The sequence below is a fragment of the Streptomyces sp. ISL-94 genome (assembly GCF_018614075.1).
GTDB lineage: Bacteria > Actinomycetota > Actinomycetes > Streptomycetales > Streptomycetaceae > Streptomyces.
Window position 1 is genome coordinate 1 of sequence record NZ_JAGGOZ010000035.1, and the last position, 23,945, is coordinate 23,945.

22 protein-coding genes and 1 riboswitch are annotated in these 23,945 nt (G+C 72.0%); of the genes, 15 read left to right on the top strand and 7 right to left on the bottom strand.

Annotated features, from left to right (window positions below; genetic code table 11):
* Positions 1-242 precede the first annotated feature (242 nt).
* The 3 genes from J7E94_RS13700 to J7E94_RS13710 form a co-directional block, all read right to left on the bottom strand.
* A complete protein-coding gene (locus J7E94_RS13700; RefSeq protein ID WP_215015361.1) occupies positions 243-989 on the bottom strand; it encodes an SDR family oxidoreductase in 747 nt (248 codons plus the stop codon).
* Positions 990-1,041: 52 nt separating this feature from the next.
* Positions 1,042-1,932: an RNA polymerase sigma-70 factor gene (locus J7E94_RS13705; RefSeq protein ID WP_308345002.1), complete on the bottom strand. Its 891-nt coding sequence runs from the start codon at positions 1,930-1,932 to the stop codon at positions 1,042-1,044.
* Positions 1,933-2,166: 234 nt separating this feature from the next.
* On the bottom strand, positions 2,167-4,530 hold the full coding sequence (locus J7E94_RS13710) for a chitinase C-terminal domain-containing protein (RefSeq protein ID WP_215015364.1): 2,364 nt from the start codon (positions 4,528-4,530) through the stop codon (positions 2,167-2,169).
* Positions 4,531-4,807: 277 nt separating this feature from the next.
* Positions 4,808-4,938, top strand: a riboswitch (FMN riboswitch).
* A 149-nt stretch (positions 4,939-5,087) separates the two neighbouring features.
* On the opposite strand from J7E94_RS13710, the gene ribD reads away from it, so the two are divergent.
* The 10 genes from ribD (at position 5,088) to J7E94_RS13760 (ending at position 13,806) form a co-directional block, all read left to right on the top strand.
* Positions 5,088-6,233: a bifunctional diaminohydroxyphosphoribosylaminopyrimidine deaminase/5-amino-6-(5-phosphoribosylamino)uracil reductase RibD gene (ribD, locus tag J7E94_RS13715; protein WP_215015365.1), complete on the top strand. Its 1,146-nt coding sequence runs from the start codon at positions 5,088-5,090 to the stop codon at positions 6,231-6,233.
* Between the two features lies 1 nt (position 6,234).
* The gene (locus J7E94_RS13720) at positions 6,235-6,840 is read left to right on the top strand and encodes a riboflavin synthase (protein ID WP_215015366.1); all 606 of its coding nucleotides are present in this window, start codon (positions 6,235-6,237) and stop codon (positions 6,838-6,840) included.
* A 5-nt stretch (positions 6,841-6,845) separates the two neighbouring features.
* Positions 6,846-7,490, top strand: a complete 645-nt coding sequence (locus tag J7E94_RS13725) for a nicotinamide mononucleotide transporter family protein (protein WP_215015386.1) — start codon at positions 6,846-6,848, stop codon at positions 7,488-7,490.
* Positions 7,487-8,794 (top strand): bifunctional 3,4-dihydroxy-2-butanone-4-phosphate synthase/GTP cyclohydrolase II, encoded by a 1,308-nt coding sequence (locus J7E94_RS13730; protein WP_215015367.1) that lies wholly within the window; start codon positions 7,487-7,489, stop codon positions 8,792-8,794. Before J7E94_RS13725 ends, J7E94_RS13730 begins: the two co-directional genes overlap by 4 nt.
* A 69-nt stretch (positions 8,795-8,863) precedes the next feature.
* Complete coding sequence (gene ribH / locus J7E94_RS13735) at positions 8,864-9,349, top strand: 6,7-dimethyl-8-ribityllumazine synthase (RefSeq protein WP_215015368.1); 486 nt, start codon at positions 8,864-8,866, stop codon at positions 9,347-9,349.
* A gap of 35 nt (positions 9,350-9,384) precedes the next feature.
* Entirely contained in the window at positions 9,385-9,666 is a 282-nt protein-coding gene (locus tag J7E94_RS13740; protein ID WP_215015369.1) for a phosphoribosyl-ATP diphosphatase, read from the top strand.
* 73 nt (positions 9,667-9,739) lie between these two features.
* The gene (gene hisG, locus J7E94_RS13745) at positions 9,740-10,588 is read left to right on the top strand and encodes an ATP phosphoribosyltransferase (RefSeq protein ID WP_215015370.1); all 849 of its coding nucleotides are present in this window, start codon (positions 9,740-9,742) and stop codon (positions 10,586-10,588) included.
* A 43-nt stretch (positions 10,589-10,631) separates the two neighbouring features.
* Positions 10,632-11,096 carry a PH domain-containing protein gene (locus J7E94_RS13750; protein ID WP_215015372.1) on the top strand — a complete coding sequence of 155 codons (465 nt, stop codon included), beginning with the start codon at positions 10,632-10,634 and terminating at the stop codon, positions 11,094-11,096.
* A gap of 209 nt (positions 11,097-11,305) precedes the next feature.
* Positions 11,306-12,766, top strand: coding sequence for a hemolysin family protein (locus J7E94_RS13755; RefSeq protein WP_251056628.1), 1,461 nt, complete (start codon positions 11,306-11,308; stop codon positions 12,764-12,766).
* The gene (locus J7E94_RS13760; RefSeq protein ID WP_215015374.1) at positions 12,763-13,806 is read left to right on the top strand and encodes a hemolysin family protein; all 1,044 of its coding nucleotides are present in this window, start codon (positions 12,763-12,765) and stop codon (positions 13,804-13,806) included. The genes J7E94_RS13755 and J7E94_RS13760 overlap by 4 nt, the downstream gene beginning before the upstream one ends.
* Before the next feature lie 205 nt (positions 13,807-14,011).
* On the opposite strand, the gene J7E94_RS13765 is transcribed toward J7E94_RS13760, so the two are convergent.
* Positions 14,012-15,931, bottom strand: coding sequence for an AAA family ATPase (locus J7E94_RS13765; protein ID WP_215015376.1), 1,920 nt, complete (start codon positions 15,929-15,931; stop codon positions 14,012-14,014).
* Positions 15,932-16,322: 391 nt separating this feature from the next.
* Positions 16,323-16,964 (bottom strand): uridine kinase, encoded by a 642-nt coding sequence (locus J7E94_RS13770; protein WP_215015378.1) that lies wholly within the window; start codon positions 16,962-16,964, stop codon positions 16,323-16,325.
* A 259-nt stretch (positions 16,965-17,223) separates the two neighbouring features.
* Here J7E94_RS13770 and J7E94_RS13775 point away from each other — a divergent pair, with 259 nt between their 5' ends.
* The 3 genes from J7E94_RS13775 (at position 17,224) to J7E94_RS13785 (ending at position 19,409) form a co-directional block, all read left to right on the top strand.
* On the top strand, positions 17,224-18,594 hold the full coding sequence (locus J7E94_RS13775) for a peptidase C39 family protein (protein ID WP_215015380.1): 1,371 nt from the start codon (positions 17,224-17,226) through the stop codon (positions 18,592-18,594).
* A gap of 84 nt (positions 18,595-18,678) precedes the next feature.
* Positions 18,679-19,119, top strand: a complete 441-nt coding sequence (locus J7E94_RS13780) for an SPW repeat protein (RefSeq protein WP_215015381.1) — start codon at positions 18,679-18,681, stop codon at positions 19,117-19,119.
* A 137-nt stretch (positions 19,120-19,256) separates the two neighbouring features.
* A complete protein-coding gene (locus J7E94_RS13785; RefSeq protein ID WP_215015382.1) occupies positions 19,257-19,409 on the top strand; it encodes an SCO1431 family membrane protein in 153 nt (50 codons plus the stop codon).
* Between the two features lie 100 nt (positions 19,410-19,509).
* Here J7E94_RS13785 and J7E94_RS13790 read toward each other — a convergent pair whose 3' ends face one another.
* Both J7E94_RS13790 and J7E94_RS13795 read right to left on the bottom strand, forming a co-directional pair.
* Complete coding sequence (locus tag J7E94_RS13790; protein ID WP_308345005.1) at positions 19,510-20,457, bottom strand: DUF6114 domain-containing protein; 948 nt, start codon at positions 20,455-20,457, stop codon at positions 19,510-19,512.
* The gene (locus tag J7E94_RS13795; protein WP_215015383.1) at positions 20,448-21,062 is read right to left on the bottom strand and encodes a DUF6230 family protein; all 615 of its coding nucleotides are present in this window, start codon (positions 21,060-21,062) and stop codon (positions 20,448-20,450) included. Before J7E94_RS13795 ends, J7E94_RS13790 begins: the two co-directional genes overlap by 10 nt.
* Positions 21,063-21,150: 88 nt before the next feature.
* On the opposite strand from J7E94_RS13795, the gene J7E94_RS13800 reads away from it, so the two are divergent.
* The gene (locus J7E94_RS13800; RefSeq protein WP_251056629.1) at positions 21,151-21,846 is read left to right on the top strand and encodes a TetR/AcrR family transcriptional regulator; all 696 of its coding nucleotides are present in this window, start codon (positions 21,151-21,153) and stop codon (positions 21,844-21,846) included.
* A gap of 146 nt (positions 21,847-21,992) precedes the next feature.
* Positions 21,993-23,201 carry an acyl-CoA dehydrogenase family protein gene (locus J7E94_RS13805; protein WP_215015384.1) on the top strand — a complete coding sequence of 403 codons (1,209 nt, stop codon included), beginning with the start codon at positions 21,993-21,995 and terminating at the stop codon, positions 23,199-23,201.
* Positions 23,202-23,945 lie beyond the last annotated feature (744 nt).

Genomic DNA, 23,945 nt, shown 5'->3' on the forward strand with positions numbered 1-23,945 from the left:
CATCGCGAAGCGACGCGACCGAAGGGAGCGCCCTTGAGGGACCGGCCCGAACCGGAGAGACGATGAGACTGACGGGAAACCCCCAAACCCTCACTGATTCCGACCCGCTTGGGTCCCGCCACCGCCACCCGCCGCTTCAGGGCCTTGGTCCCGCCCGGGCGTCTTCCGAACCCCGGAGCCCCCGACCTGCTGGCCGTCCCCGCCCAGGGCGATGCGGCCGTCCCCGCCCCAGCCGGCCCCCTCTACCGTCCCCGCCCCCGCCCCGCCGCGTACTCGCCGAACGTGCCTCGGCCCGCCGCGTGGGACGGGGTCAGGTTGCCGCCTCGGCGGAAGCCTGCGTAGGCCTTGCCTGCCAGGGGGACGGGGAGGAGCCGGCGGTGGCGGCCCGTTGCGTTCAGGTAGGTGCGGGCCAGGTCCGGCAGGGTGCGGATCTCCGGGCCGCCCATGTCCGGGACGCGGCCCGACGGGGTGGGGACCGCCAGCTCCGCCAGGCGGTCCGCGACCTCCTCGACGGCGATCGGCTGGACCCGGACGCCCTTCGGCAGCGGGACGACCGGCAGCTTCGCCGCCATGTCGACCACCTGCGCGACCAGGTCGTGGAACTGCGTCGTGCGCAGGATCGTCACGCCCAGCCCGGACTCCTCCAGCATCCGCTCCACCCTCAGCTTCGTCTCGTAGTAGCCGAGGGGGACCTCGTCCACCCCGACGATCGAGATGTAGACGATGTTCCGGACGGTCCCCGCCCGGCGGGCCGCGTCGATCAGGTGCTGCGCGGCCGCCTCGTCGCCCCCGCGCGGGGTGCTCGCACAGTGCACGACCACCTCCGCGCCCGCCAGCGCCGCGTCCAGCCCGCTGCCGTCCCGCAGGTCGACGGGGTAGTCCGGGGCGCGCCGGCTCAGGACGCGGACCTCGTGGCCCGCCGCCCTCAGCCGCTCGCTGACGAGCGAGCCGAGGTTTCCGGTGCCTCCGGTGACAAGGGTGGTGCTCATGGTGTCCGTCCTTCCCGGTCGGGTGCGTTCACCAGCGGAGACCGGACAGCCCTCAGGAATGTGACAGCTGCCGCCGAAGGAATTCCAGCTTCTCCGGATTGACCACGGCACGCAGGCCGCTGACCAGTCCGTTCTCGAATTCGACCACAAGGACCCCCAGGTCGCCGAAGAGCAGCGCGGGTGATCCGTTGACCTCCGCGACGGTGAGCGGCACGCCCGCCACGTACTTCTCCAGCGCCCCGATGGCGAAACGGGCCACGTTGTTGCGGCCCAGGATCGGCCGCCTGGCCGCGTTGACCACCCCGCCGCCGTCCGACACGTACCGCACATCGGCGCTCAGCAGGCTCTCCAGCCGGGCCAGGTCGCCACTGCGCGCCGCGGTCAGGAAGGACTCCACCAGGCCGTGCCACTGCGCGGGGTCCGGTGCGAAGCGCGGCTTCGGCGCGCCCGCCGCCACCCGGGCCGCCGCCCGGCGGTGGAGCTGGCGGCAGTTGGCCTCGGAGAGGTCCAGCAGCTCGGAGATCTCCCGATGGCCGTACGCGAAGGCCTCGCGCAGCACGTACACCGCCCGTTCCGCCGGCGTGAGCTGCTCCAGCAGCACCAGCAGGGCCATGGACACGCCCTCCCGCTGCTCCGCCGATTCCAGCGGGCCCAGGGCCCCGTCCCCGGTGAGGACCGGTTCGGGGAGCCAGGGGCCGACGTACTCCTCGCGCCGGGCCCGGGCCGAGGTGAGGCTGTTGAGGCACAGGCGGGTGACGACCTTGGCGAGCCAGGCCCCGGGGTGCTCGATGTCGCTCCGGTCGGCGGCGCTCCAGCGCAGGTAGGCCTCCTGGACGGTGTCCTCGGCCTCGGCGGCGGAGCCGAGCATCCGGTAGGCGATGCCGAACATCCGGGGCCGGTGTTCCTCGAAGTCCGCGACGGCTGCGGTGACATGGGTGCTCACCGGAGCAGCCTACGAGGAGCCCGTACGGGCACACGTACGGGCATGCGTAGGGACGTAGGGACGTAGGGACGTAGGGACGTAGGACGTAGGACGTAGGACGTAGGACGTAGGACGTAGAGGGACGTGGGACGTGGGACGTGGGACGTAGGACGTGGGTACGGGCGCACGTGCGAGGACCCGGTGGCCGCCGGGCCACCGGGTCCTCACGTCAGTCAGGGTTTCACCCACCGCGTGTCAGCAGGCGCCCTGGTCCTTCCAGACGCCCCACTCGCCCGTGGTGCCGGGCTCCTCGTTCTGCGTCCACCACTGGGCCTTCCAGTTGTGGCCCTTGTGAGAGACGACGCTGCCGCTGTTGTAGATCGTGCCCGCCACGTACGCCGGGCTGGTGCAGGTCCCGCCCGTCGGGGGCGGGGTGGTGGGCGGGGTGGTGGGCGGCGTGGTCGGGGGAGTGGTCGGCGGGGTGGTCGGGGGCTGGGTGCCGCCCGGCTCCGTCACCGTGGTGCCGCGTGCCAGGTCCCCGGCGAGGGCGTAGGTGGTGCCGGAGATGTTCACCGTCCAGTTGGAGGGCGTCGAGACCGGCAGGTAGTAGTTGAACGCCAGGTCGACCGAGGCGCCCGGGGCCAGTGTCTGCCAGGCCGGCAGCTTCAGGGAGACCCGCTGGAAGTCGCCCTTGAAGCCGCCGACGTTGTTGCCGGTGTGGCCGCTGCTGATGACCTTCGTGCCGAAGCCGGACTGGTCGGAGGCGTTGGCCGGGGCCGAGGTCCCGTAGTCGAACTGGAACTCGGTGCCGCCGGGCAGCGTCGCCTTCGTGTTGTTGGTGATCTTGAGCTTCGGGGTGAGCGGGTAGTTGGAGTCGCCCAGCTTGAACTCGGTGAACTCCGTCTTGATGTCCACGGCCTGCGCGGGCAGCGCTGCGGCCGCCTTCTTCGCGCCGTACGGGGCGGCCGCCTTGAACTTGTCGTACATCAGCGAGGTGAGCGTGTCGCCCATCTCGTACTGGCCCTTGGCCGCGTTGTACGCGTAGTCGCCCGCGAGCTCCCAGACCATCGTGCCGCCGATGCCCTTGTTCACCACGTAGTCGGCCTTGGCGCCCACGGACTGCTCGTCCTCCGTCGAGAGGAAGACCTTCTTCTGGGCGTTCCACAGCCACGGCGCCACCAGGGTGGAGTCGTACTTGCGGGCGTAGGTGCCGGTCAGCGCGGTGTTCGCCGGGAAGCCGTACTTCGTGACGTAGTCGCCGACGACCCCCTTCTCCAGGTTCTTGGCGTGCCACATCGGGTTGGAGCCCGCCGGGGACTCGGCTCCGTTGGTGTCCTTGTCGTGCCACAGGTTGTCGATGCCGACCGCGCCGTCCCCGCACTTGGTCAGGCCCGCGCCGGCCGGGCAGGTGGTCGCGGGGGCCTTGCCCCACAGGCCGTCGGTGCCGCCCTGCACGTTCTTGAAGCCGCGGGTGTAGTAGGGCAGGCCGATGTTGATGCGGCCTCCCGGCATCGAGCCGCGGAAGTAGTGGTACGCCCAGTCGGTGTTGAGGTAGCCGATGCCGCCGTACTGGGAGGTGGAGTAGACGCCCGCGGCGGCCAGTTCGCCGTCCTTGCCGTCGTCGAACAGCGAGGCGTTGGGGCCGACGTACTCGTTCCAGGCGCCGTGCAGGTCGTAGGACATGATGTTGACGTAGTCCAGGTACTTCTGCATCTGGAACGTCTCCATGCCGCGCAGCAGGTAGCCGGAGGAGGGGGCGGCGACGGAGAGCAGGTAGTGCTTGCCGTCGGCGGCGCCCGCGCGGTCGAGCTTCTCGCGCAGCGACTTCATCAGGGCCGCGTACCCCTGGACCAGGCCGGCGCGCCGCCCGTTGGACAGCTGCCAGTCCAGCGGGTTGCCCGCGTCCTTCATGGTGGTCGGGTACTCGTAGTCGATGTCGACGCCGTTGAAGCCGTACTTGCGGACGAACTCGACCGAGGAGTTGGCGAAGGTGTCGATGCCGGCCTGGTTGACGGAGCCGTCGGCGTTGGTGGCCATCGAGTAGAAGCCGCCGGAGGCGACGCGGTTGCCGTCGTCGCCGAAGTAGCCGCCCGTCTCGGCCCAGCCGCCGACCGAGATCAGCGTCTTGACGTTGGGGTACTGCTTCTTGAACTTGGTCAGCTGGTTGAAGTGGCCCTTGTAGGGGAGGGCCGGGTCCATCTCGGCGCCCGCGACGCCCGGCCAGGTCTTTCCGGTGGCGGCGTTGTTCGCGTTGTCCGCGCCGACGGAGATCTTGTTGTCGGCGCCCACGTGGGCGAAGGCGTAGTTCAGGTGGGTGACCTTGGACCACGGGATGTTGTTCGCGAGGTAGGCGGGCTCGCCGTTGCTGCCGTCGCGCCAGCCGGTGAAGTATCCGATGACGCGGCGCTGGTGGTCGGCGCCCATCTTCTCGCGGCCTTCGGAGTCGTAGACCGAGCAGTACGGGACGTCCACGCCGGCCGTTTTGTACAGCCCGTCGGGGCGGCACGACTCGTTGTCGGCGGCATGGGAGACGCCCGCCGAGAGCCCGCCCACCAGCAGTCCTGCGATCGCGGCGCCAGATGCCAGGAGCATCGCTCTCGTACGTGTGGGGGACAGCATTGTGCCTCCTGGGGAGGGGAGGATGGCAGGACACCTCAGGACACAACATGCAGAAGGGTGGCGCTTGTTGGCCCGTGACGTGCGCACATCTGACGGGCTGTTCCCGGGAGAAGATGAAGGGAACGTTAAGAGGACTAGACCACCCCGTCAATAGGTCTGGACCAACCCTCGCCCCACTTGGCAGAGTCCCCGAAAAGGCCCCCCTGTGAGCCAGGCCACACCCCGTCACCCGCATGGCCGCCGATCACCCGTGGCAGACTGGCTTCAGTACCAGTAGCAGCGCACTCCGGGGTCGGTGTAATTCCGAACCGGCGGTTATAGTCCGCGACCCGTCCGCAGCCAGCGGCCGGTTGACCAGGTGAGATTCCTGGACCGACGGTTAAAGTCCGGATGGGAGGCAGTGCGCGGCGGGCCAGTCACCGGTACGCCGCCGTCGGCGGTTCATCGGCATATCCCCACGGATATGTCTGATCGGACCGTTTTCCGGCCTCGGCGCCCCCGTGTGAGCTGTACCGCTTCATCTGTCGTATCCCGACAGGCCCCGGAGTCCGTGCCCGATGAGGCAGGAGGACCCGGTGGCGACACACGCCGCGCACGCAGCACCCGACGCGGGTACCCGCGCGATGCGCCGAGCCATCGAGCTCGCCGCCCGCGGACTCGGCTCCACCAGCCCCAACCCGGTCGTCGGCTGCGTCATCACCGACGCCGCGGGCACGATCGTCGGCGAGGGCTGGCACGAGCGGGCCGGCGGCCCGCACGCCGAGGTCCACGCCCTGCGCGCGGCAGGAGCGGCCGCCCGCGGCGGCACCGCCTACGTCACCCTCGAACCCTGCAACCACACCGGCCGTACCGGACCCTGCGCCCAGGCCCTCATCGAGGCCGGCATCGCCCGCGTGGTCTACGCCGTCTCCGACCCGAACCCGCAGGCCAGCGGTGGTGGCGCCACCCTGCGCGCCGCCGGGATCGACACCACGGCCGGGCTGCTGGCGGACGAGGCCGAGGCCGGGAACGCCGCCTGGCTGACCTCCGTACGCCTGGGCCGCCCCTACATCCTGTGGAAGTACGCCGCCACCCTCGACGGCAGGATCGCCGCCGCCGACGGCACCAGCCGCTGGATCAGCTCCCCGGAGTCCCGCGCCGACGTCCACCGGCTGCGCGCCGAGGCCGACGCCGTCGTCGTCGGCTCCGGCACCCTGCGCGCCGACGACCCGCACCTCGCCGTCCGCGGCATCGAAGGCGCCGACCAGCCGCTGCGCGTCGTCCTGGACACCCACGCCACCATCCGGCCCACCGCCCGCGTCCTGGACGAGGCCGCGCCCACCCTGATCGCCGTCGCCGAGGACGCCGACACCCGCCACCTCGCCGGGGTGGAGCTGGCCCGGCTCCCGCACGACAAGTACGGGATCTCCGTGGACGCCCTCCTCGCCGAGCTGCACCGGCGCGGGGTCCGCTCCGTCCTCCTCGAAGGCGGCCCCACCCTGGCCGGCGCCTTCGTCGCCGCGGGCGCCGTCGACAAGGTCGTCGGCTACCTCGCCCCGGTCCTCCTCGGCGCGGGCCCCGCCGCCCTCGCCGACGCCGGCATCGGCACCCTCACCGACGCGCTCCGGCTCGACATCACCGAGACCGTCCGCATCGGCACCGACATCCGCATCACCGCCGTCCCCACGGCCCCGTCCGTCCCCACAGCCCTCAAGGAGCACTGAAGTGTTCACCGGAATCGTCGAAGAACTGGGCGAGGTCACCGCCGTCGAGCAGCTGGAAGAGGCCTCCCGCTTCCGCCTGCGCGGCCCCGTCGTCACCGAGGGCGCCAAGCACGGCGACTCCATCGCCGTCAACGGCGTCTGCCTGACCGTCGTGGAGACCGCCGACGGCGAGTTCACCGCCGACGTCATGCAGGAGACCCTGAACCGCTCCAGCCTCGGCGCCCTGGCCAAGGGCTCCCGGGTCAACCTGGAGCGCCCCATGGCCCTCGGCGGACGGCTCGGCGGCCACCTGGTCCAAGGGCACGTGGACGGCACCGGCGAGATCCTCTCCCGGACCCCCTCCGAGCACTGGGAGCTCGTCAAGGTCGCCCTCCCGGCGAACCTCTCTCGCTACGTCGTCGAGAAGGGCTCCATCACGGTCGACGGCGTCAGCCTCACCGTCGTCGAGGCCGCCGCCGACTGGTTCACCATCAGCCTCATCCCCACCACCCTCGCGCTGACCACGCTCGGCACCAAGCAGCCCGGCGACCCGGTCAACCTCGAGGTCGACGTCCTCGCCAAGTACGTGGAGCGCCTGCTCGGCGCGGACCGGGAGGCGGGGCAGTGAGCACGCTGGACTGGCTGAACTCCGAGGCTTTCACCGCCTTCGGCCAGCACATCAAGTGGTCCGACATGATCGGCAACACGATCGGCCTGATCGCGCTCGCCCTCGGCTGGCGGCGTTCCCTATGGACCTGGCCCGCCCAGTTCCTCTCGGGCGTCATCCTCTTCGTGGCCTTCGCCGCCGGCCAGCTGTCCGGCAGCGCCGGCAAGCAGGTCGTCGTCATGCTCGTCGCCGCCTGGGGCTGGGCCCAGTGGCACCGCGGCCGGCAGCAGGCCCAGGACGGCGGCCTCGCGGTCCGCTTCGCCGCCTGGCGCGAGCGCGGCGTCCTGGCGGGCGCCGCCGCCGTCGGCACCGTCGCCGTAGCGCTGCTGTTCACCGCCTACCCGGCGCTGTCCTGGGACCCCTGGCCCGACGCCTACATCTTCGTCGGCACCGTCGTCGCCATGTACGCCCAGTCGCGCGGCATGGTCGAGTTCTGGTTCGCCTGGCTCCTGGTCGACCTGGTCGGCGTCCCCCTGAACTTCGCCAACGGCTACGCGTTCTCCGGCTTCGTCTACGTCATCTACGGCGCGCTCGTCCTGTGGGGCATGCGCGACTGGTGGCTCCGCTCGCGCACCGCCCCCGCCCCGGCCCTCGAAGGAGCAACGGCATGACCTCCCTCAAGCCCGTGCCCGACATCCTCGACGTCCCCGAAGAGGCCTTCCGCCTCGACCCCGTCGAGCAGGCCATCCGCGACATCGCCGCGGGCCGGCCCATCGTCGTCGTGGACGACGAGGACCGCGAGAACGAGGGCGACCTCGTCATCGCCGCCGAGAAGGCCACCCCCGAGATCATCGCCTTCATGATGAGCGAGTGCCGCGGCCTGATCTGCGCCCCCATGGAGGGCCCCGAGCTGGACCGGCTCGAACTGCCCCAGATGGTCCAGAACAACACCGAGTCGATGCAGACCGCCTTCACCGTCTCCGTCGACGCGAGCGCGGCCCACGGCGTCACCACCGGCATCTCCGCCGCCGACCGCGCCACCACCCTGCAGCTGCTCGCGAGCGGGGTCTGCGAGCCCGGCGACTTCGTCCGCCCCGGCCACATCTTCCCGCTGCGCGCCAAGCCCGGCGGCGTCCTGGTCCGCAACGGCCACACCGAGGCCGCCGTCGACCTCGCCCGCCTCGCGGGCCTGCGCCCGGCGGGCGCCATCGTGGAGATCGCCGGCGAGGACGGCGTCATGCTGCGCCTGCCCGAACTGATCCCCTTCGCCCGCAAGCACGGCCTGACGATCATCTCCATCGAGGACCTGATCGCCTACCGCCGCTCCGCCGAGCCCACCGTGCGCCGCGAGGCCGAGGTCAGCCTGCCGACCGCCTTCGGCGAGTTCACGGCGTACGGCTACCGCTCCACCGTCGACGGGGTCGAGCACATCGCCCTCGTCCACGGCGACATCGGCGCCGGCAGCGCCGGCGAGGACGTCCTGGTCCGCATGCACTCCGAGTGCCTGACCGGTGACATCTTCGCCTCCCAGCGCTGCGACTGCGGCCCCCAGCTGCACGCCTCCATGGAACGGATCAGGGACGCCGGCCGCGGCGTCGTCGTCTACCTGCGCGGCCACGAGGGCCGCGGCATCGGACTGCTGTCCAAGCTGCGCGCCTACGAGCTCCAGGAGCTCGGCCGCGACACCCTCGACGCCAACCTGGAGCTGGGCCTGCCCGCCGACGCCCGCGACTACGGGGCCGGCGCGCAGATCCTCGCCGACCTCGGCGTGCGCAGCGTCCGGCTGCTGACCAACAACCCCGACAAGGCCGCCGCCCTCGTACGGCACGGGATCAAGGTTTCCGGCCGGGAGCCGATGCCCGTAGAGGCGGGCGAGCACAATCTGCGGTACCTGCGCACCAAGCGGGACCGGATGGGCCACGACCTGCCCTGGCTGGACGCGGCCGTGACCACGTCCGCCTGCGGCAACCAGTAACCGCGTACCCACCTCCACGCGTACACACCCCCACACGTCACACGACACCAACCCCCGAGGAGCAGAGCTGTGAGCGGCAAGGGCGCACCCGAACTGAGCGTGAAGAACTGCGGAGACCTGCGAGTCGCCGTGATCGCCGCCCAGTGGCACGAGAAGGTCATGGACGGACTGGTGGACGGAGCCCTGCGGGCCCTGCACGAGCTGGGCATCGACGAGCCGACCCTGCTCCGCGTCCCCGGCAGCTTCGAGCTCCCGGTCGTGGCGAAGGTACTGGCCGGTCGCGGTTACGATGCCATCGTCGCCCTCGGAGTGGTCATCCGCGGCGGCACCCCGCACTTCGAGTACGTGTGCCAGGGCGTCACCCAGGGCCTGGTGCAGGTGTCGATCGACACCGGAGTCCCCGTCGGCTTCGGTGTACTGACCTGCGACAACGACGAGCAGGCGCTGGACCGCGCCGGGCTCGAAGGGTCGAACGAGGACAAGGGGCACGAAGCGGTCACCGCCGCAGTCTCCACCGCCATGACCCTGCGGACCGTCAGCGAACCCTGGCGCTGAGTGGCAGCGGGGGACCCCTTATTCTGAGGACCATCATGGCGAACAAATCCCCCAAGAGCTTCGAAGAGCTCTTCTCGGAGCTCCAGCTCAAGGCCGCCAACGGCGACCCCAGCACCTCCCGTACCGCCGAGCTCGTGAGCAAGGGCGTCCATGCCATCGGCAAGAAGGTCGTCGAGGAGGCCGCCGAGGTCTGGATGGCCGCCGAGTACGAGGGCAAAGAGGCCGCCGCCGAGGAGATCTCCCAGCTGCTCTACCACGTCCAGGTGATGATGGTGGCGCGCGGGATCTCCCTCGACGAGGTCTACAAGCACCTCTGAGCCCGGCGCAACAGGCACGAACACCGCCTTCAGCAATCACGCACCTACGCATCTACGCACCAAAGGAAGCCCCATGCTGCGCATCGCCGTCCCCAACAAGGGTTCACTCTCCGGACCGGCGTCGGCGATGCTCCATGAGGCCGGCTACCGCCAGCGCAAGGAGTCCAAGGAGCTCGTGGTCGTCGACCCCGAGAACGAGGTGGAGTTCTTCTACCTCCGCCCCAAGGACATCGCGATCTACGTCTCCTCGGGCAAGCTCGACATCGGCATCACCGGCCGTGACCTGCTGCTCGACTCCGGCGCCTCCGCCGAGGAGATCCTGCCGCTGAACTTCGGCCGCTCCACCTTCCGCTACGCCACCAAGCCCGGCACCGCGAAGGGCCCCGAGGACTTCCACGGCATGACGATCGCCACCTCGTACGAGGGCATCGTCGCCAAGCACCTCGCCGACCTGGGCATCGACGCCTCCGTCGTCCACCTCGACGGCGCCGTGGAGACCGCGATCCAGCTGGGCGTCGCCCAGATCATCGCGGACGTCGTCGAGACCGGCACCAGCCTGCGCAACGCCGGCCTGGAGGTCATCGGCGAGCCGATCCTCACCTCCGAGGCCGTCGTCATCCGCGGCAACGGCACCGACGCCGACGACCCGCAGGCCCAGCAGTTCCTGCGCCGTCTCCAGGGCGTCCTGGTGGCCCGCAGCTACGTGATGATGGACTACGACTGCCGCGCCGAGCACCTGGAGCGCGCGGTCGCCCTCACCCCGGGCCTGGAGTCGCCGACCGTCTCCCCGCTGCACAACGAAGGATGGGTCGCGGTCCGCGCCATGGTCCCGGCCAAGGAAGCCCAGCGGATCATGGACGACCTGTACGAGCTCGGCGCGCGCGCGATCCTCACCACCTCGATCCACGCCTGCCGTCTCTGACCGCCGACCGCCGCACGAGAACTCCAGAAGGCTCCGAACCACCATGGCCGAGTCCGCCGCCCAGCCCGTACCGCCCGCCCTGCCGGTCACCTTCCGGCCGACCCGCACCCGGGCCGTCCTGCTGAGCGTCGGGCTCGCCATGTTCGCCACCATCACGGCGATCGCCTTCCTGCTGGAGAACCTCAGCCCGGGGGAGCGGATCAGCTTCGTCTTCACCGCCGTGCTGCTGACCTCCGTCCTCGTCCTGCTCAGCCGCCCCAAGGTGGTCGCGGACGAGGCCGGGGTCGTCGTCGTGAACCTGACCACGACCCGCCGCCTGGAGTGGGCGCAGATCCTGCGCGTCAACCTCCGCCCCGGCGACCCGTGGGTCTTCCTCGACCTCAGCGACGGCACCAGCCTGCCCGTCCTCGGCATCCAGCCCGGTGTCGCCAGGGCCCGGGCGATCGGCGACGCCCGCGCCCTGCGCGCCCTCGTCGAATCCCGCGGAACCGGCGAAAACGACCACTGAGCCCACCGGGCCCGCCGACCTCGCCGCCGCGTACCGTTGCGGCCGCGATCTCAATGACTACCCTGGTGGCGGGGCGCAGCTGTGCGCCCTCCCACCGGCCCCCCGGAACCCCGGGAGCCAGGGCACCTGCGACTTGAGGAGTGACTCCCTCCAGCAATGGACGGATCGTCCGGTAATACCCGCGCCGCCCTCCCCACGGAGGCGGCGGCATGACCATCCCGCTACTCCTGCTCGTGGCGGCTTTCGTCCTGATCCTCGCCAACGGATTCTTCGTGGCAGCCGAATTCGGGCTGATCACCGTGGAGAAGGCCGAGGCCGAGCGCGCCGCAGCCGAGGGTGACCGCCGTGCCCGCACGGTCGTCGAAGCCCTGCGGGAGCTGTCCTTCCAGCTCTCCGGGACCCAGCTCGGCATCACCATCACCTCCCTCGTGGTCGGCATGCTCGCCGAGCCCGCCCTCGCCGCACTGCTGGCCGGGCCGCTCGCCGCGACCGGCCTGCCCGAGGGAGCCGCCTCCGGCGTCGCCGTCGTCATCGGCATGCTGCTCGCCTCCGCCGTCCAGATGGTCGTCGGCGAGCTTGTCCCGAAGAACTGGGCGGTCTCCCGGCCCCTCCAGGTGGCCCGCTTCGTCGCCGGCCCCCAGAACACGTTCTCCCGCGCCTTCCGACCGGTCATCGCCGGCCTCAACGCCGTCGCCAACCGGCTCGTACGGGCGCTCGGTGTCGAGCCCACCGAGGAGATGGCCTCCGCCCGCACCCCCGGCGAACTGGTCTCCCTGGTCCGCCATTCGGCCCAGGCCGGCGCCCTGGAACAGGACACCGCCGACCTCTTCGTACGGACCCTCTCGCTCGGCGAGCTCACGGCCCAGCACGTCATGACCCCCCGGGTGAAGGTCAGCGCCCTCATGCACACGGCCACCGCGGCCGACGTGCTCAACCTGACCCGCGCCACCGGCCTGTCCCGCTTCCCGGTGTACCGCGACCGCATCGACGAGATCACCGGCGTGGTCCACCTCAAGGACGCCCTCGCCGTGCCCGAGGCGGAGCGCGGCCGCACCGTCGTCGCGCGGATCTGCGTCGCCCCGCTGCTGGTGCCCGGCTCCCTGCCGGTGCAGCCGCTGCTGGAACGGTTGCGCAGCGAACAGCCGATGGCCGTCGTCGTCGACGAGTACGGCGGCACCGCCGGGGTGGTCACCCTGGAGGACATCGTCGAGGAGCTCGTCGGAGAGGTCCGCGACGAGCACGACCTCGCCGAGGACGAGGGCCCCGAGCTGGCCGCCGTACCCGCCGAGGACGGCCGCCCCTCCTGGGAGGCCGACGGCAGCTGCCGGGTGCAGACCCTGCGCCGGATAGGCCTCGAAGTGCCCGAAGGGCCGTACGAGACCGTCGCCGGCCTCGTCGCCGACCTCCTCGGCCGGATCCCCGCCCCCGGGGACCGCGCGGAGCTCCCCGGCTGGAGGCTGTCCGTCCGCCAGGTCGGCCGCAACCGTGCCGAACGGGTGCGGCTGGTCCGGCTGACGTCGGTCCCCGCAGCCGGTGTGTACGGGCCGCTTCCGGAACCCGTGCGGGCAGCGGCTGCCGGGCAGCCGGCGGCCATCGCGCCCCGGCTCGGCCCCGGCCGCCCCGGCGACCCGGCCCCGCAGCCGGCCGAGCTGGAGGGCGCATCCCGATGAACGCGCTCCAACTCCTCTTCGCCCTGCTGCTGGTCCTCGCCAACGGCTTCTTCGTCGGCGCCGAGTTCGCCCTCGTCTCCGTACGGCGCAGCCAGATCGAGCCCCTCGCGGCCGGCTCCAAGCGGGCCCGGCAGGTGCTCCACGGCCTGGAGAACCTGCCCCGCATGATGGCTGCCGCGCAGTTCGGCATCACCATGTGCTCGCTCACCCTCGGCGCGGTCGCCGAGCCCACCGTGGCCCGGCTGCTGGAGCCCGTCTTCCACGCCGTCCACGTACCGCAGGGGCTGATCCACCCCCTGGGCTACGTGGTCGCCCTGTCCGCGGTGGTCTTCCTGCACCTGGTCATCGGCGAGATGGTCCCCAAGAACCTCGCCATGGCCGCCCCCGAGAAGACCGCTCTGTGGTTCAGCCCCGGCCTGGTCGCCTTCGCCCGCCTGTGCGGTCCGGTCACCACCGCGCTGGGCGCCTGCGCCAAGGTCGTCCTGCGGCTCTTCAACGTCGAGCCGAAGGACGAGGTCGAGGCCGTCTACACCAGTGCCCAACTCGGCCGGCTGCTCCAGGACTCCCGGCGGGCCGGGCTCCTGGAGCCGGTCGAACAGGAGCGCCTCGAAGACGCCCTGGAACTGGGCAGCCGCCCGGTCACCGACGTCCTCCTGGCCCAGGACCGCATCGTGACGGTCGGCCCGTCCGTCACCCCGCGCCAGATCGAACAGCTCACGGTGCGGACCGGCTACTCCCGTTTCCCGGTCCGGGCCGACAGCGGCGCCTTCATGGGCTACCTGCACGTCAAGGACGTCCTGGACCTGGAGGAACGGGAACGGGCCGTGCCGCAACGGGTCTGGCGCCGGATGACGACGCTGTCCGCCACCCTTCCGCTGGACGACGCCCTCAGCGTCATGCGGCGGGACGCCACCCACTTGGCGCAGGTCGCCGACCCCGCCGGTCGGGTCCTGGGCCTGGTCGCCCTGGAGGACGTCCTGGAAATGCTGGTGGGCGAAGTCCGCGACCCGGCCCACCGCGCGTACGCCCGAGGCGCGTAGCCCCGGCGGGGCGCCGGCGCCCCGCCGCCTTTCCCGGGGGCTCCGCCCCGGACCCCACACGGTCGCTACGCGCCCGCGCCTCAAACGCCGGCGGGGGTCCGGGGGCGGAACCCCCGCCGGGTCCGGGGGAGCCCCGGGAGCGGCGGCCGGGGTCGCAAGCCCCGGTGTAGGGAAGGGGCGGGGTGGGGAAGGCCCCGCGCAGCGGCTACAGAGGCGGGGGGTCCGGGCGTTCCTGGGGGCCGCGGCCCGACAGGACTTCCCCGTAGGCCTGCATCAGGTCCGCCAGCCGCAGCGTGGCGAGGTCGTCCCGCGACGGCTCCCCCGCGAACCCCGACAACCGCAGATCCCGGTACGCGCAGCTCTTCTCGTACAGCGTCCGCAGGAACCGCCCGTTCCCCAGCTCGTCGATCCAGCCCTGCTCCACCACGTGCCCGCTGATGCTCCGCAGTTCCTCCAGCGCCTCCTCGTCCCACCGGTCGCCGTTCGCGTCCGCCAGGACCCCGCCGATCGCGGTCAGCTCCAGCGGCCGGTAGCTGGGGAAGTCCACCCGGGTGGTGAACCGCGAGGACAGCCCCGGATTGGCCGCCAGCAGCCGGTCCATCCCCGCCGGGTACCCGGCCAGGATCACCACCAGGTGGTCCCGGTTGTCCTCGGCCCGCTTCAGGAGGACCTGGAGCGCCTCGTCCCCGTACGCGTCGCCCTTGCTGTAGCCCGAGTTCGACAGCGAGTACGCCTCGTCCACGAACAGCACCCCGCCGATCGCCGAATCGATCAGCTCGTTCGCCTTGACCGCGGTCTGGCCCAGGAACTCGCCCACCAAGTCCGCCCGCTGGGCCTCCACCAGATGGTCCCCGCCGAGCAGCCCCAGCGCGTAGAAGACCCGCCCCAGGATCCGCGCCACCGTCGTCTTCCCCGTACCCGAGGGCCCCGAGAAGACGAAGTGGCGTTTCGGCGGCTGCACGGGCAGTCCCTGGCCCGCCCTCAGCCGCGCCATGTGCAACTGCGCGGACAGTGCCTTCACCTGCCGTTTGACGGGTTCCAGGCCCACCATCCGCTCCAGCTCCGCGAGCGCCTCGGCGAGCGCCTCGGGATCGGCCGGCCCGGGCGGCAGCCCCGCGGGCGCGCCCTGCGGCGGGACGGACACCTTGCGCCGTACGCCCTCCACCCGGCCCGGGGGAGCGGGCGGCACGGTCAGCGGGTCGGGCTCCGCCTGGCCGTCCGCCGCGATGTCCTGGACGGGGCCGCCGCCCAGCGCCACCGCCGCGAAGTTCCCGCCGGCCGGGGACGGGCCGTGCCCGCCGTACGTTCCATAGCCGGAGTAGCCCGCCATGCCCGCCAGGTCGGCCATCCCGTCGGTGTCGTCCCCGTCCTCGATCGCCGTCAGCCGGGCCGCCGTGTCCATGAACGAGGGGTCCACCCGGTGCACCGCCCGGTACAGCGGCAGCGCCGCCGCACTGCGCCCCGTACCCTCGTGCGCCCGCGCCAGCCAGTACCGCAGCTCCTTGCGCTGCGGCTGTTCGCTGCGGCAGCGCATCAGCGCCGCCGACAGCAGCGGCTCCGCCTGCCCGTACATCTCCAGCCGGACCCGGGCCATCCCGCCGAACAGCCCCGCCTCGATCCCCAGCAGCGGATCGTCCACCAGCGGCTCGGTATGCCGCACCAGCTGCTCCCAGTCCTTGACCAGGTAGGCCCGGCAGGCGTGCAGGAACCGGACCTGCGGGTCGGCGTCCACCGGCGGCAGCGCGGCCAGCGCCTGGTCCAGCTCGGGCACGTGGCGGCCGTCCAGCCAGTGCGAGGCGTGCGCCAGCAGCAGGTCCCGCCGGCTCTCCAGCACCGGCTGCACCCACCAGCCCAGCCAGTACCAGGAGTTCAGCGTCCGCCGGTGCCGGGCCCGCTGTTCGCCGAAGCGGTCCCGGTGCGCGTACATGCGCAATAACGCGTTGGTGGTGTCGACCCGGAGCGCGTGCAGGCCCAGCCAGGCGTCGGCCATCGCGGGATCGAGTCGTACGGCCGCCCGGAACTCCTCCTCGGCCTGCGGGTAGGCGCCCATGGTGCAGGCGTCGACTCCGCGGAGCCAGGCGAGCTCGGCCGGGGCGTGTGCGTTGCCCGGCGTGCCGAAATCCATCACGTCCCCCACAAGCCTGCCCCCGTGGTACGCGGCAATTCCCGCTTCGAGCGCGCGAGTTGCCCGGTGCCCCCGACTGGTGTCGCTGAAATCAGGGCTGCATCGTACCTGCGGTTACGCACCTTACGTAGGGTGCGACGGGCCCGGTTCGGGTGCGCGCCCGGGGCGCACGCCGTGACGCAGGGTGAAGGGGCGGGGCGGATTCGCCTCCTGTGACAGGGGCGCGGCGGGGGTCCGCGGGCAGAACGAAGCCCCCGATCACGGGGGAACAATCGGGGGCTTCGTGTCCGCGGCAGCCGGTAAAGGCCGCGCATCCAGAACGTAAGGCCGCTGCGGGCCCCAGGTCAAGCGGGTCGGTGGAGGCCCGCCGGAGGCGGGATTCCCGGTCCGCTCAGGCCCGGGGGAGTTCGTCACCTTCGGTGACGGAAGCGGGTGTTCCCGCGGTCGCATCCGCCCCGGAAGACCACTCGTATCCCGTACCGCTCTGGCGCACCAGGGTGTCGGCGAAGGGGCGCGAAGGGTCATCCGAGAAGTGCGCGCGCTCCGCGCGCTCCCATCCGTCCCAGAAAGCGGAGAGTTCACGCCCGTCCCGGTCGCGCCCGCGACCCCAGGACTGCGCACGCGGCGTCTCCATCCACAGCAGCCGCGCCAGATGCGGGCGCAGCGCCCGCCGGCCGGCCCCGACCCCCTCGACGAGCAGCACCGGCGCCGGCTCCAGCACCCGCGCCGGTCCGAAGCGGCGCTCCACCCAGTCGTACGGGGTCCAGTGCGCGGGCCGTCCCGCGGCCAGGGGCTCCAGCACCTGCGCGCGCAGCCGCCGCTCCCAGCCGAAGAGTTCCTCGTGGGTGGCCACGTCGTCCAGGTGCAGTACCGGGGCATCCCCCAGCGACTGCGCGAGCCGCCCGGCGAAGGTGCTCTTCCCGGATCCGGCGTGCCCGTCGATGCCGATCAGGCGCACGGGTCCCAGGGAGGGCGGCAGGGCGGCGAGCTCCTCCGCGAGTGACTCAAGTGACTGGTGTGACGGTGACTCCACGCGGCCAGCCTAGTGCTGTGGCCGGACGGGTGTGCCGGGGCGCGGCGTCCGGTGCGGTGCATCGCAAGGCGGAGGGCCGCGGCTCGTACNNGGGGGAGCGTCGCGACCCGGTGAACCATTCCGGCCACAGCACTAGACACTTCCTACGGCTGGACCGGTCGTCATCCCCGACACGGGCTCCCGGCTTCGGCGCGCGCCCGCCGGGAACTGGAAGGGTGAGTCCACGGAAGCACCGACCCACCCCTGGGGGAACTCCGCGATGACCGCATCCACACCGCGCAGGGCCGTACTCGTCGCCGCACTCGCGGCCGCCGGCGCGGCGACCGCCGCCACCGTCTCCGGGGGCAGTGCCTCCGCGGCAGCCCCGCCCGCCCCGCCCGCCCCCCGCGGTCCCGGCCGGACCGTCGACAACCGCTTCTGGTTCTCCTACGACCACTGGCTGGCCGGCACCCACCAGGGCACCACGGCCGTCGGCGGCGCCCGTCCGGGGCTGGAGATCAGTACGGCGGCCGGCCGCACCGAGTACGCCGACCCGCACACCGGCAAGAAGAACGTCTGGGAGTACGCCACCTGGACCTCCCCGGTGCACCGCTCCACCGTGCCCGCCACCGAGGCCGTCGCCTCCTGGAACGCCCGGACCCCCGCCGGCACCTGGATCCAGATCGAACTGCGCGGCACCTACACCGACGGCACCGCCACCCCCTGGTACGTCATGGGGCGCTGGGCTTCCGGCGACGGCGACATCCGCCGCACCTCCGTGGACGGCCAGACCGACGGCCGGTCCACCGTCTGGACCGACACCCTGGCCGTCGACGTCCCGGGGACCGGCCTGCGCCTCACCGACTGGCAGCTGCGCCTGACCCTCCACCGCAAGCCCGGCGCCGACCGCGGCCCCACCGTCTGGCTGGCCGGCGCCATGGCCTCCGACGTCCCCGACCGGTTCACCGTGCCGGCCTCCCTCCCCTCCGGCCAGGGCCACGAGCTGAAGGTCCCGCGCTACTCGCAGGAGGTCCACGTCGGCCGCTATCCCGAGTACGACAACGGGGGCGAGGCCTGGTGCAGCCCCACCTCCTCCCAGATGATCATCGAGTTCTGGGGCCGCCGGGCCGGCGCCGCCTCCCTGACCTGGGTCGACCCGGCGTACTCCGACCCGCAGGTGTGCCACGCCGCCCGCTCCACCTACGACGCCGCCTACAAGGGCTGCGGCAACTGGCCCTTCAACGCCGCCTACGCCGCCACCTACCGCGGGCTCGCGGGAGTCGTCACCCGGCTCGCCTCCCTCACCGACCTGGAGCTCCTGGTCCGGGCCGGTATCCCGGCCATCACCTCGCAGTCCTTCCGGCCCGAGGAGCTCACGGGCGCCGGCTACGGCACCACCGGCCACCTGATGACCGTCATCGGCTTCACGGCCGCCGGGGACGTCGTCGCCAACGACCCCAATGCGCCCGACAACGCCTCCGTCCGCCGGGTCTACCGGCGGCGCGAGTTCGAGAACATCTGGCTGCGCACCAAGCGCCACAATGCGGCCGGCAAGGTCGTCTCGGGCACCGGAGGAGTCTGCTACCTCTACGCCCCGGCCGCCCCGGGTGCGGCGCAGATCGCGGCGCTGACGGCGGTCGGCGTGCTCTGAGAAAGCTCGGCTGGTCCAGATGGCTTAACGGGCGGAATATGGGCATAAAGGGCATATAAGGCTTCGCACAGGAGGCAGCCCGCCATGACGACTCATCCGAGCAGCATCGAGCACCACCCGGACCTTGCCGAGATGCGGACGCGGTTCGAGCGGGTGACCAGCACCCCAGCCGCACAAACCGTTGAAGCGCTGGCCCTGATCACGGGCCTGTACCTGGCGGCCTCGCCGTGGATCGCCGGGTTCAGCGTTCTCACCCCGCTGGCCATCAACAACCTGATCGCCGGCCTGGCATTCTGTCTGTGCATGGGGGGTCTCGGTTCCGCCTACGAACGCACCCATGCGATGGCCTGGACCGCGGTCGCACTCGGTGCATGGACGATCATCGCGCCGTGGGTCATCGCCGGTGAGATGGACACGACCCGTACGGTGGTCAGCAACGTGATCACAGGCGTGGTCGCCCTGTGCCTGGGCCTCGCCATGGCCGCGATGGCCGGCCGCGGCCGCAACCGGGAAACCCGCGTCTGACGACCACACCGAACCGGTCGCCGGGCCCCGACCGCTCCCGAAACGAAGGGTGTGGCCGGGGCCCGACGGCGTGGACGCGCACCACCAGTGACCGTCCTCTCTGCCGCGAAAGCCGCGAACGAGGCACATTGGACGGCATGACAGCCAACAGCGCCGCCCTCACCACCCGCGCCCGCCACCTCGTCCGCACCGGCGGCCCCAAGGATGACTCCTCCTGGCTGGAGCACGTCCTGGGCTGGACCCTCGTGGTGGTCGTCGCCATGTTCGTCACCCAGGTCGGCTGGCTGTAGCCCCGCCGGCAGCCCCAGCGGCCTCCTCGGGCTCCACCCGCCCGTGCCGGTCCGGTGGCGCCGATCCCGTAGGCCCACAGCGGCGCCGCCTGCACCGGGATCACGAGGCCTCCAGGCGCAGTCCGTCGGTGACGATCACATCCGAGGTGACGAGGGCCTGCTCGGCGCACACCTGGGTCATGAAGACGAACGGCGGGATCACCGGGGGAGCGGGCAGCCCGTCCGGGCTGAAGGTGACGCACAGCAGCCCCTCGATACAGCCGCTGAACTTCGTGAGGTACAAGGTGACATCGCCCCGCAGGTCGAGGGAGGTGGCGGCGAGCCCGTACTCGTCGGCGCCGTCGCGCGTGCGCAGCCGGTAGTCGCGCAGCGAGGCCGCGTGCATCTTCAGCACCAGAACCTTGAGCGGCCCGTCCACGGTCGGCACCTCCGTCACACCCGCGAAGGCGAAGCCCTGCGGGGCGAAGAGCGAGGTGGTGACGGTCGGGGGAGTCCGCGCGGCCATCGGCGCCCCCGCGGCGGGCGCGGCCTTCGCCTCGGGGGCGCCCGTGGCCAGTGCCGCCAGCAGCACCACCGGCAGCGCGGCGGCGAGGGTCCGCCGACCGCTGCCGCCCAGCCTCCATTCGTACGGGCCCTCCTCGCCCGCCTCCTCGTCGGGCAGCGGGGTCCAGCCGAAGGCCAGCGCGCTGCCCGCGATGCCGAGCAGCATCCCCACCAGGAACCCGCCCAGGTTGGTCGCCACGAAGGAGAGCACCGACAGCAGCAGCGCGTGCAGGGAGACGTACGCCCGGGCCTGCGGCAGGAACCACAGGAACAGCCCTGCCAGGATCAGCGCGACGCCGATCCCGATGGCCGCGATCCCGCCCAGGCCCAGACTGACCAGCACCGTCAGCGGGGAGAGCGGGACGAGCAGCAGCTCGGTCCCGCCCAGCACCAGCAGCAGCCCGCCCCAGAACGGCCGGGTCCGGCGCCAGGCGCGCAGCCGCCGCCGGTGCTCCGGAAGCGGGAGCCGCTGGCCGAGCCACCCCCTCCCGATGCCTAGAAGCACTTCTTTCCGTCCAGGCTGACGTTGAGCTTCATGCCCTTGAGCTTGAAGTTGCCGCCCGTCGCGGACCACGCGTGGGACTTGACGCCCACGACCTCGATGTCCCCGGCCTGGAGGCCGAACTTCCCCGGCTCGCCCTTCACCCCGCCGACCTGGTCGAGGGTCGAGGCGTCCCGGCCGATCTGCGCGGTGCCGAAGGTGGCGTCGCCGTCGAGGTCCTCGCCGTCGATCACCAGCTTGCTGGCCGTGACCTGCCCGGCCGGGCCGCCCGCCGTCAGCTTGAAGACCACCGTGCCGAGCGGAGTGCCCACCTCGGCGGCCTGGCAGATGTCGGAGAGCGTGGCCTCGCCGATGCCGAGCAGCGCCACGGGATGCCCCTTGCCGTCGACGGAGCGGTCCGTCTGCACGTAGGAGGCCAGCCCCTTGCTGGTCAGCTTGGAGGAGGAGACCTGGAAACTGGTCCCCGAGACGGCGAAGGAGGCGGCGAGCGCCCCCTGCGCCATGACCATGGCCATCGCCCCGACCGCGACGACCGCGGGCATCGCGACGGCGGCCGTCTTCTTCCAGTTGACCCGCCCCTCGGCGGGCCGTCCTGTGCCCTTGCTCATGGTGGTGCCTCCCGTACGTCGTCCGGTGCGCAGGGGAAGTGCTGCCATACTTCAGGCGTCGTGTGGCAGTTCGAGGCTAGGGCTGAATTTGAATAATAGTCAACAGCGCGGTACGACCGGGCGTTCGCAGGTCCGCAGGGCCGAACTCATGGCGATCGGGCGCAAGTTGTTCGCCGACACCTCGTACGACGCCCTCTCCATGGACGACATCGCCAAGCACGCGGGCGTCGCCAAGGGACTGATCTACTACTACTTCAAGAGCAAGCGCGGCTACTACCTCGCCATCGTCGAGGACTCCGTCGCCGAACTCGTCGCCCGCGCCGGCGGGGAGACCGACCTCCCCAACGCCGAACGGGTCCGGCGCACCATCGACGGCTACCTCCACTACGCCGAGCACCACCACGCCGCCTACCGCACCATCGTCACCGGCGGCGTCGGCTCCGACTCCGAGGTGCTCGCCATCCGCGACGCCGTCCGCGAGGAACTGGTCGCCACCATCGCCGAGGGCGCGTACGGCCGCCGCACCCTCCCGCCCGTCGCCCGGCTGTCCCTGGTGGGCTGGCTCTCCGCGGTCGAGGGGATCACCCTGGAGTGGATCGGCGGGCTCGCCGCGGACCCCGCCGGGCAGCCCGAGCGCGCGGAGCTGGGCGCCCTGCTCGTCCGCCAGCTGCGTGCGACGCTCACGGTCATCGAGGAGTTCGTCCCGGAGTGCCCCGCTCCGCCCGCCCCCGAGGAGCCCGCCCGCCCACGAGACGATCTTGCCCCGGTGACGGGAAGCCCCTGATCGTGCATACTCGACCCGCCGCAGCCGCTGAACAGCCCTTTCGCGATCCGGAAGGGCACCATCGGCTGTAAGAGCACCGAGACCCGGTGGCGCGTACCACACCTCACGCGTCGCCGCCGTGCCCGACGAGGGAGGAGAGCGCCGCCATGACAGACCGCGCCCCGCAGCCGGTGGACCGTCAGCTGCCCACCGAGGAGTCCCGGGACCTCCTCGCGCTCGTACGAGAGATCGCCCAGCGGGAGATCCGCCCCCGAGCGGCCGAGGAGGAGGACTCCGGGCGGTTCCCCCGAGAGGTCTTCACCCTGCTCTCCGAGGCGGGCCTGCTCGGCCTCCCGTACGCCGGCGAGTTCGGCGGCGGCGAGCAGCCGTACGAGGTCTACCTCCAGGTCCTGGAGGAGCTGGCCGCGGCCCGCCTGACCGTCGGCCTCGGCGTCAGCGTGCACTCCCTGGCCTGCCACGGCCTCGCCGGCTACGGCACCAAGGAGCAGCAGGGCGCCCACCTGCCCGCCATGCTCGGCGGGGGCCTGCTCGGCGCCTACTGCCTGTCCGAACCGGCCTCCGGCTCCGACGCCGCCTCGCTCACCACCAAGGCGGTGCGCGCCGACGGGGGTACCTCCCGCTCGAGCGGAGCCGAGAGCGGGGGAGATTGGATCATCACCGGCACCAAGGCCTGGATCACCCACGGCGGAGTCGCCGACTTCTACACCGTCCTGGCCCGCACCGGCGTCGAGGGCCCCAAGGGCATCACCGCCTTCCTCGTGCCGGGCGACGCGCAGGGCCTGACGGCCGCCGTCCCCGAGAAGAAGATGGGCATGAAGGGCTCGCCCACCGCCCAGCTGCACTTCGACGGCGTACGGGTGCCGGACGCGCGCCGCATCGGCGAGGAGGGGCAGGGCTTCACCATCGCCCTGGCCGCACTGGACGCGGGGCGGCTCGGCATCGCCGCCTGCGCCATCGGCGTCGCCCAGGCCGCGCTGGACGAGGCGCTGGCGTACGCCCTCGACCGCAAGCAGTTCGGACACCCGATCGCGGACTTCCAGGGGCTGCGCTTCATGCTGGCCGACATGGCCACCAAGATCGAGGCGGGCCGGGCGCTCTACCTCGCGGCGGCGCGGCTGCGGGACGCGGGCAAGCCCTTCTCCCGGCAGGCGGCGATGGCCAAGCTCTTCTGCACCGACGCGGCCATGGCCGTCACCACGGACGCGGTCCAGGTGCTGGGCGGCTACGGCTACACCGCGGACTTCCCCGTGGAGCGCCTGATGCGGGAGGCCAAGGTGCTCCAGATCGTCGAGGGCACCAACCAGATCCAGCGCATGGTCATCGCCCGCCACCTGGCAGGGCCGGAAACGCGCTAGCTGAACGCGCTAGCTGAACGCGCTAGCTGCACGTGGACCACGGGCCGCACCTCGAGGCCTTCTGTGCCGAGTGCGGCTTCCGGGGCACGGCGGCCGGGCTGCCGGCACTCTGGGGGCTCAGCTCCCGAAGAGCGGCCCGTTCGGCCAGATGGGGGAGGAGGCGATCCGGGACCACTCCGGGTCGCGCCGCCCCGGCACGGTCCGGCCGTCCTCGGCCCAGCGGGCGATCAGCGCACTATAGATGGGCGGGTCGGGGTACCGCTGCCGTCCCCCCTGCTGAACCGATTCTTCGTAACCGGGCGGCATCGGCCGCCGACGGCGCCCCGCCCGTGGCGTGGAAGTCTCAACCGTGGTCATGCCGGGGCAACGCGACACCACACCTACGGGTAACCGCCCAGACAGCCCGGGGATCCGTTCGAGGGGTACCCGGGGGCGGGCGGGGGGTGGTTCGCCGGGGCGGGGCCTTCGCCCCACTCTCCCCACCACCCGGACCCGGCGGCTGCCCACCCGCCGCAGTCGGCGCCCGAGCTGAGCCCGGCGGGTTGCCGGGCGGGGGCCGGGGACGGCGCATTCCACGGGGGCAGGTCGGCTTGCGGGGCGGGGCGGGGCGTCGGGGGCGGAAGCCGTGTCGGGCGGGCCAAGACGCGGGGCGGGGCTTCGGGGTCGGTAGTCGAGTGGGTCGGAAGCGGTGAGGGTTTGGGGGTTTCCCGTCAGTCTCATCGTCTCTCCGGTTCGGGCCGGTCC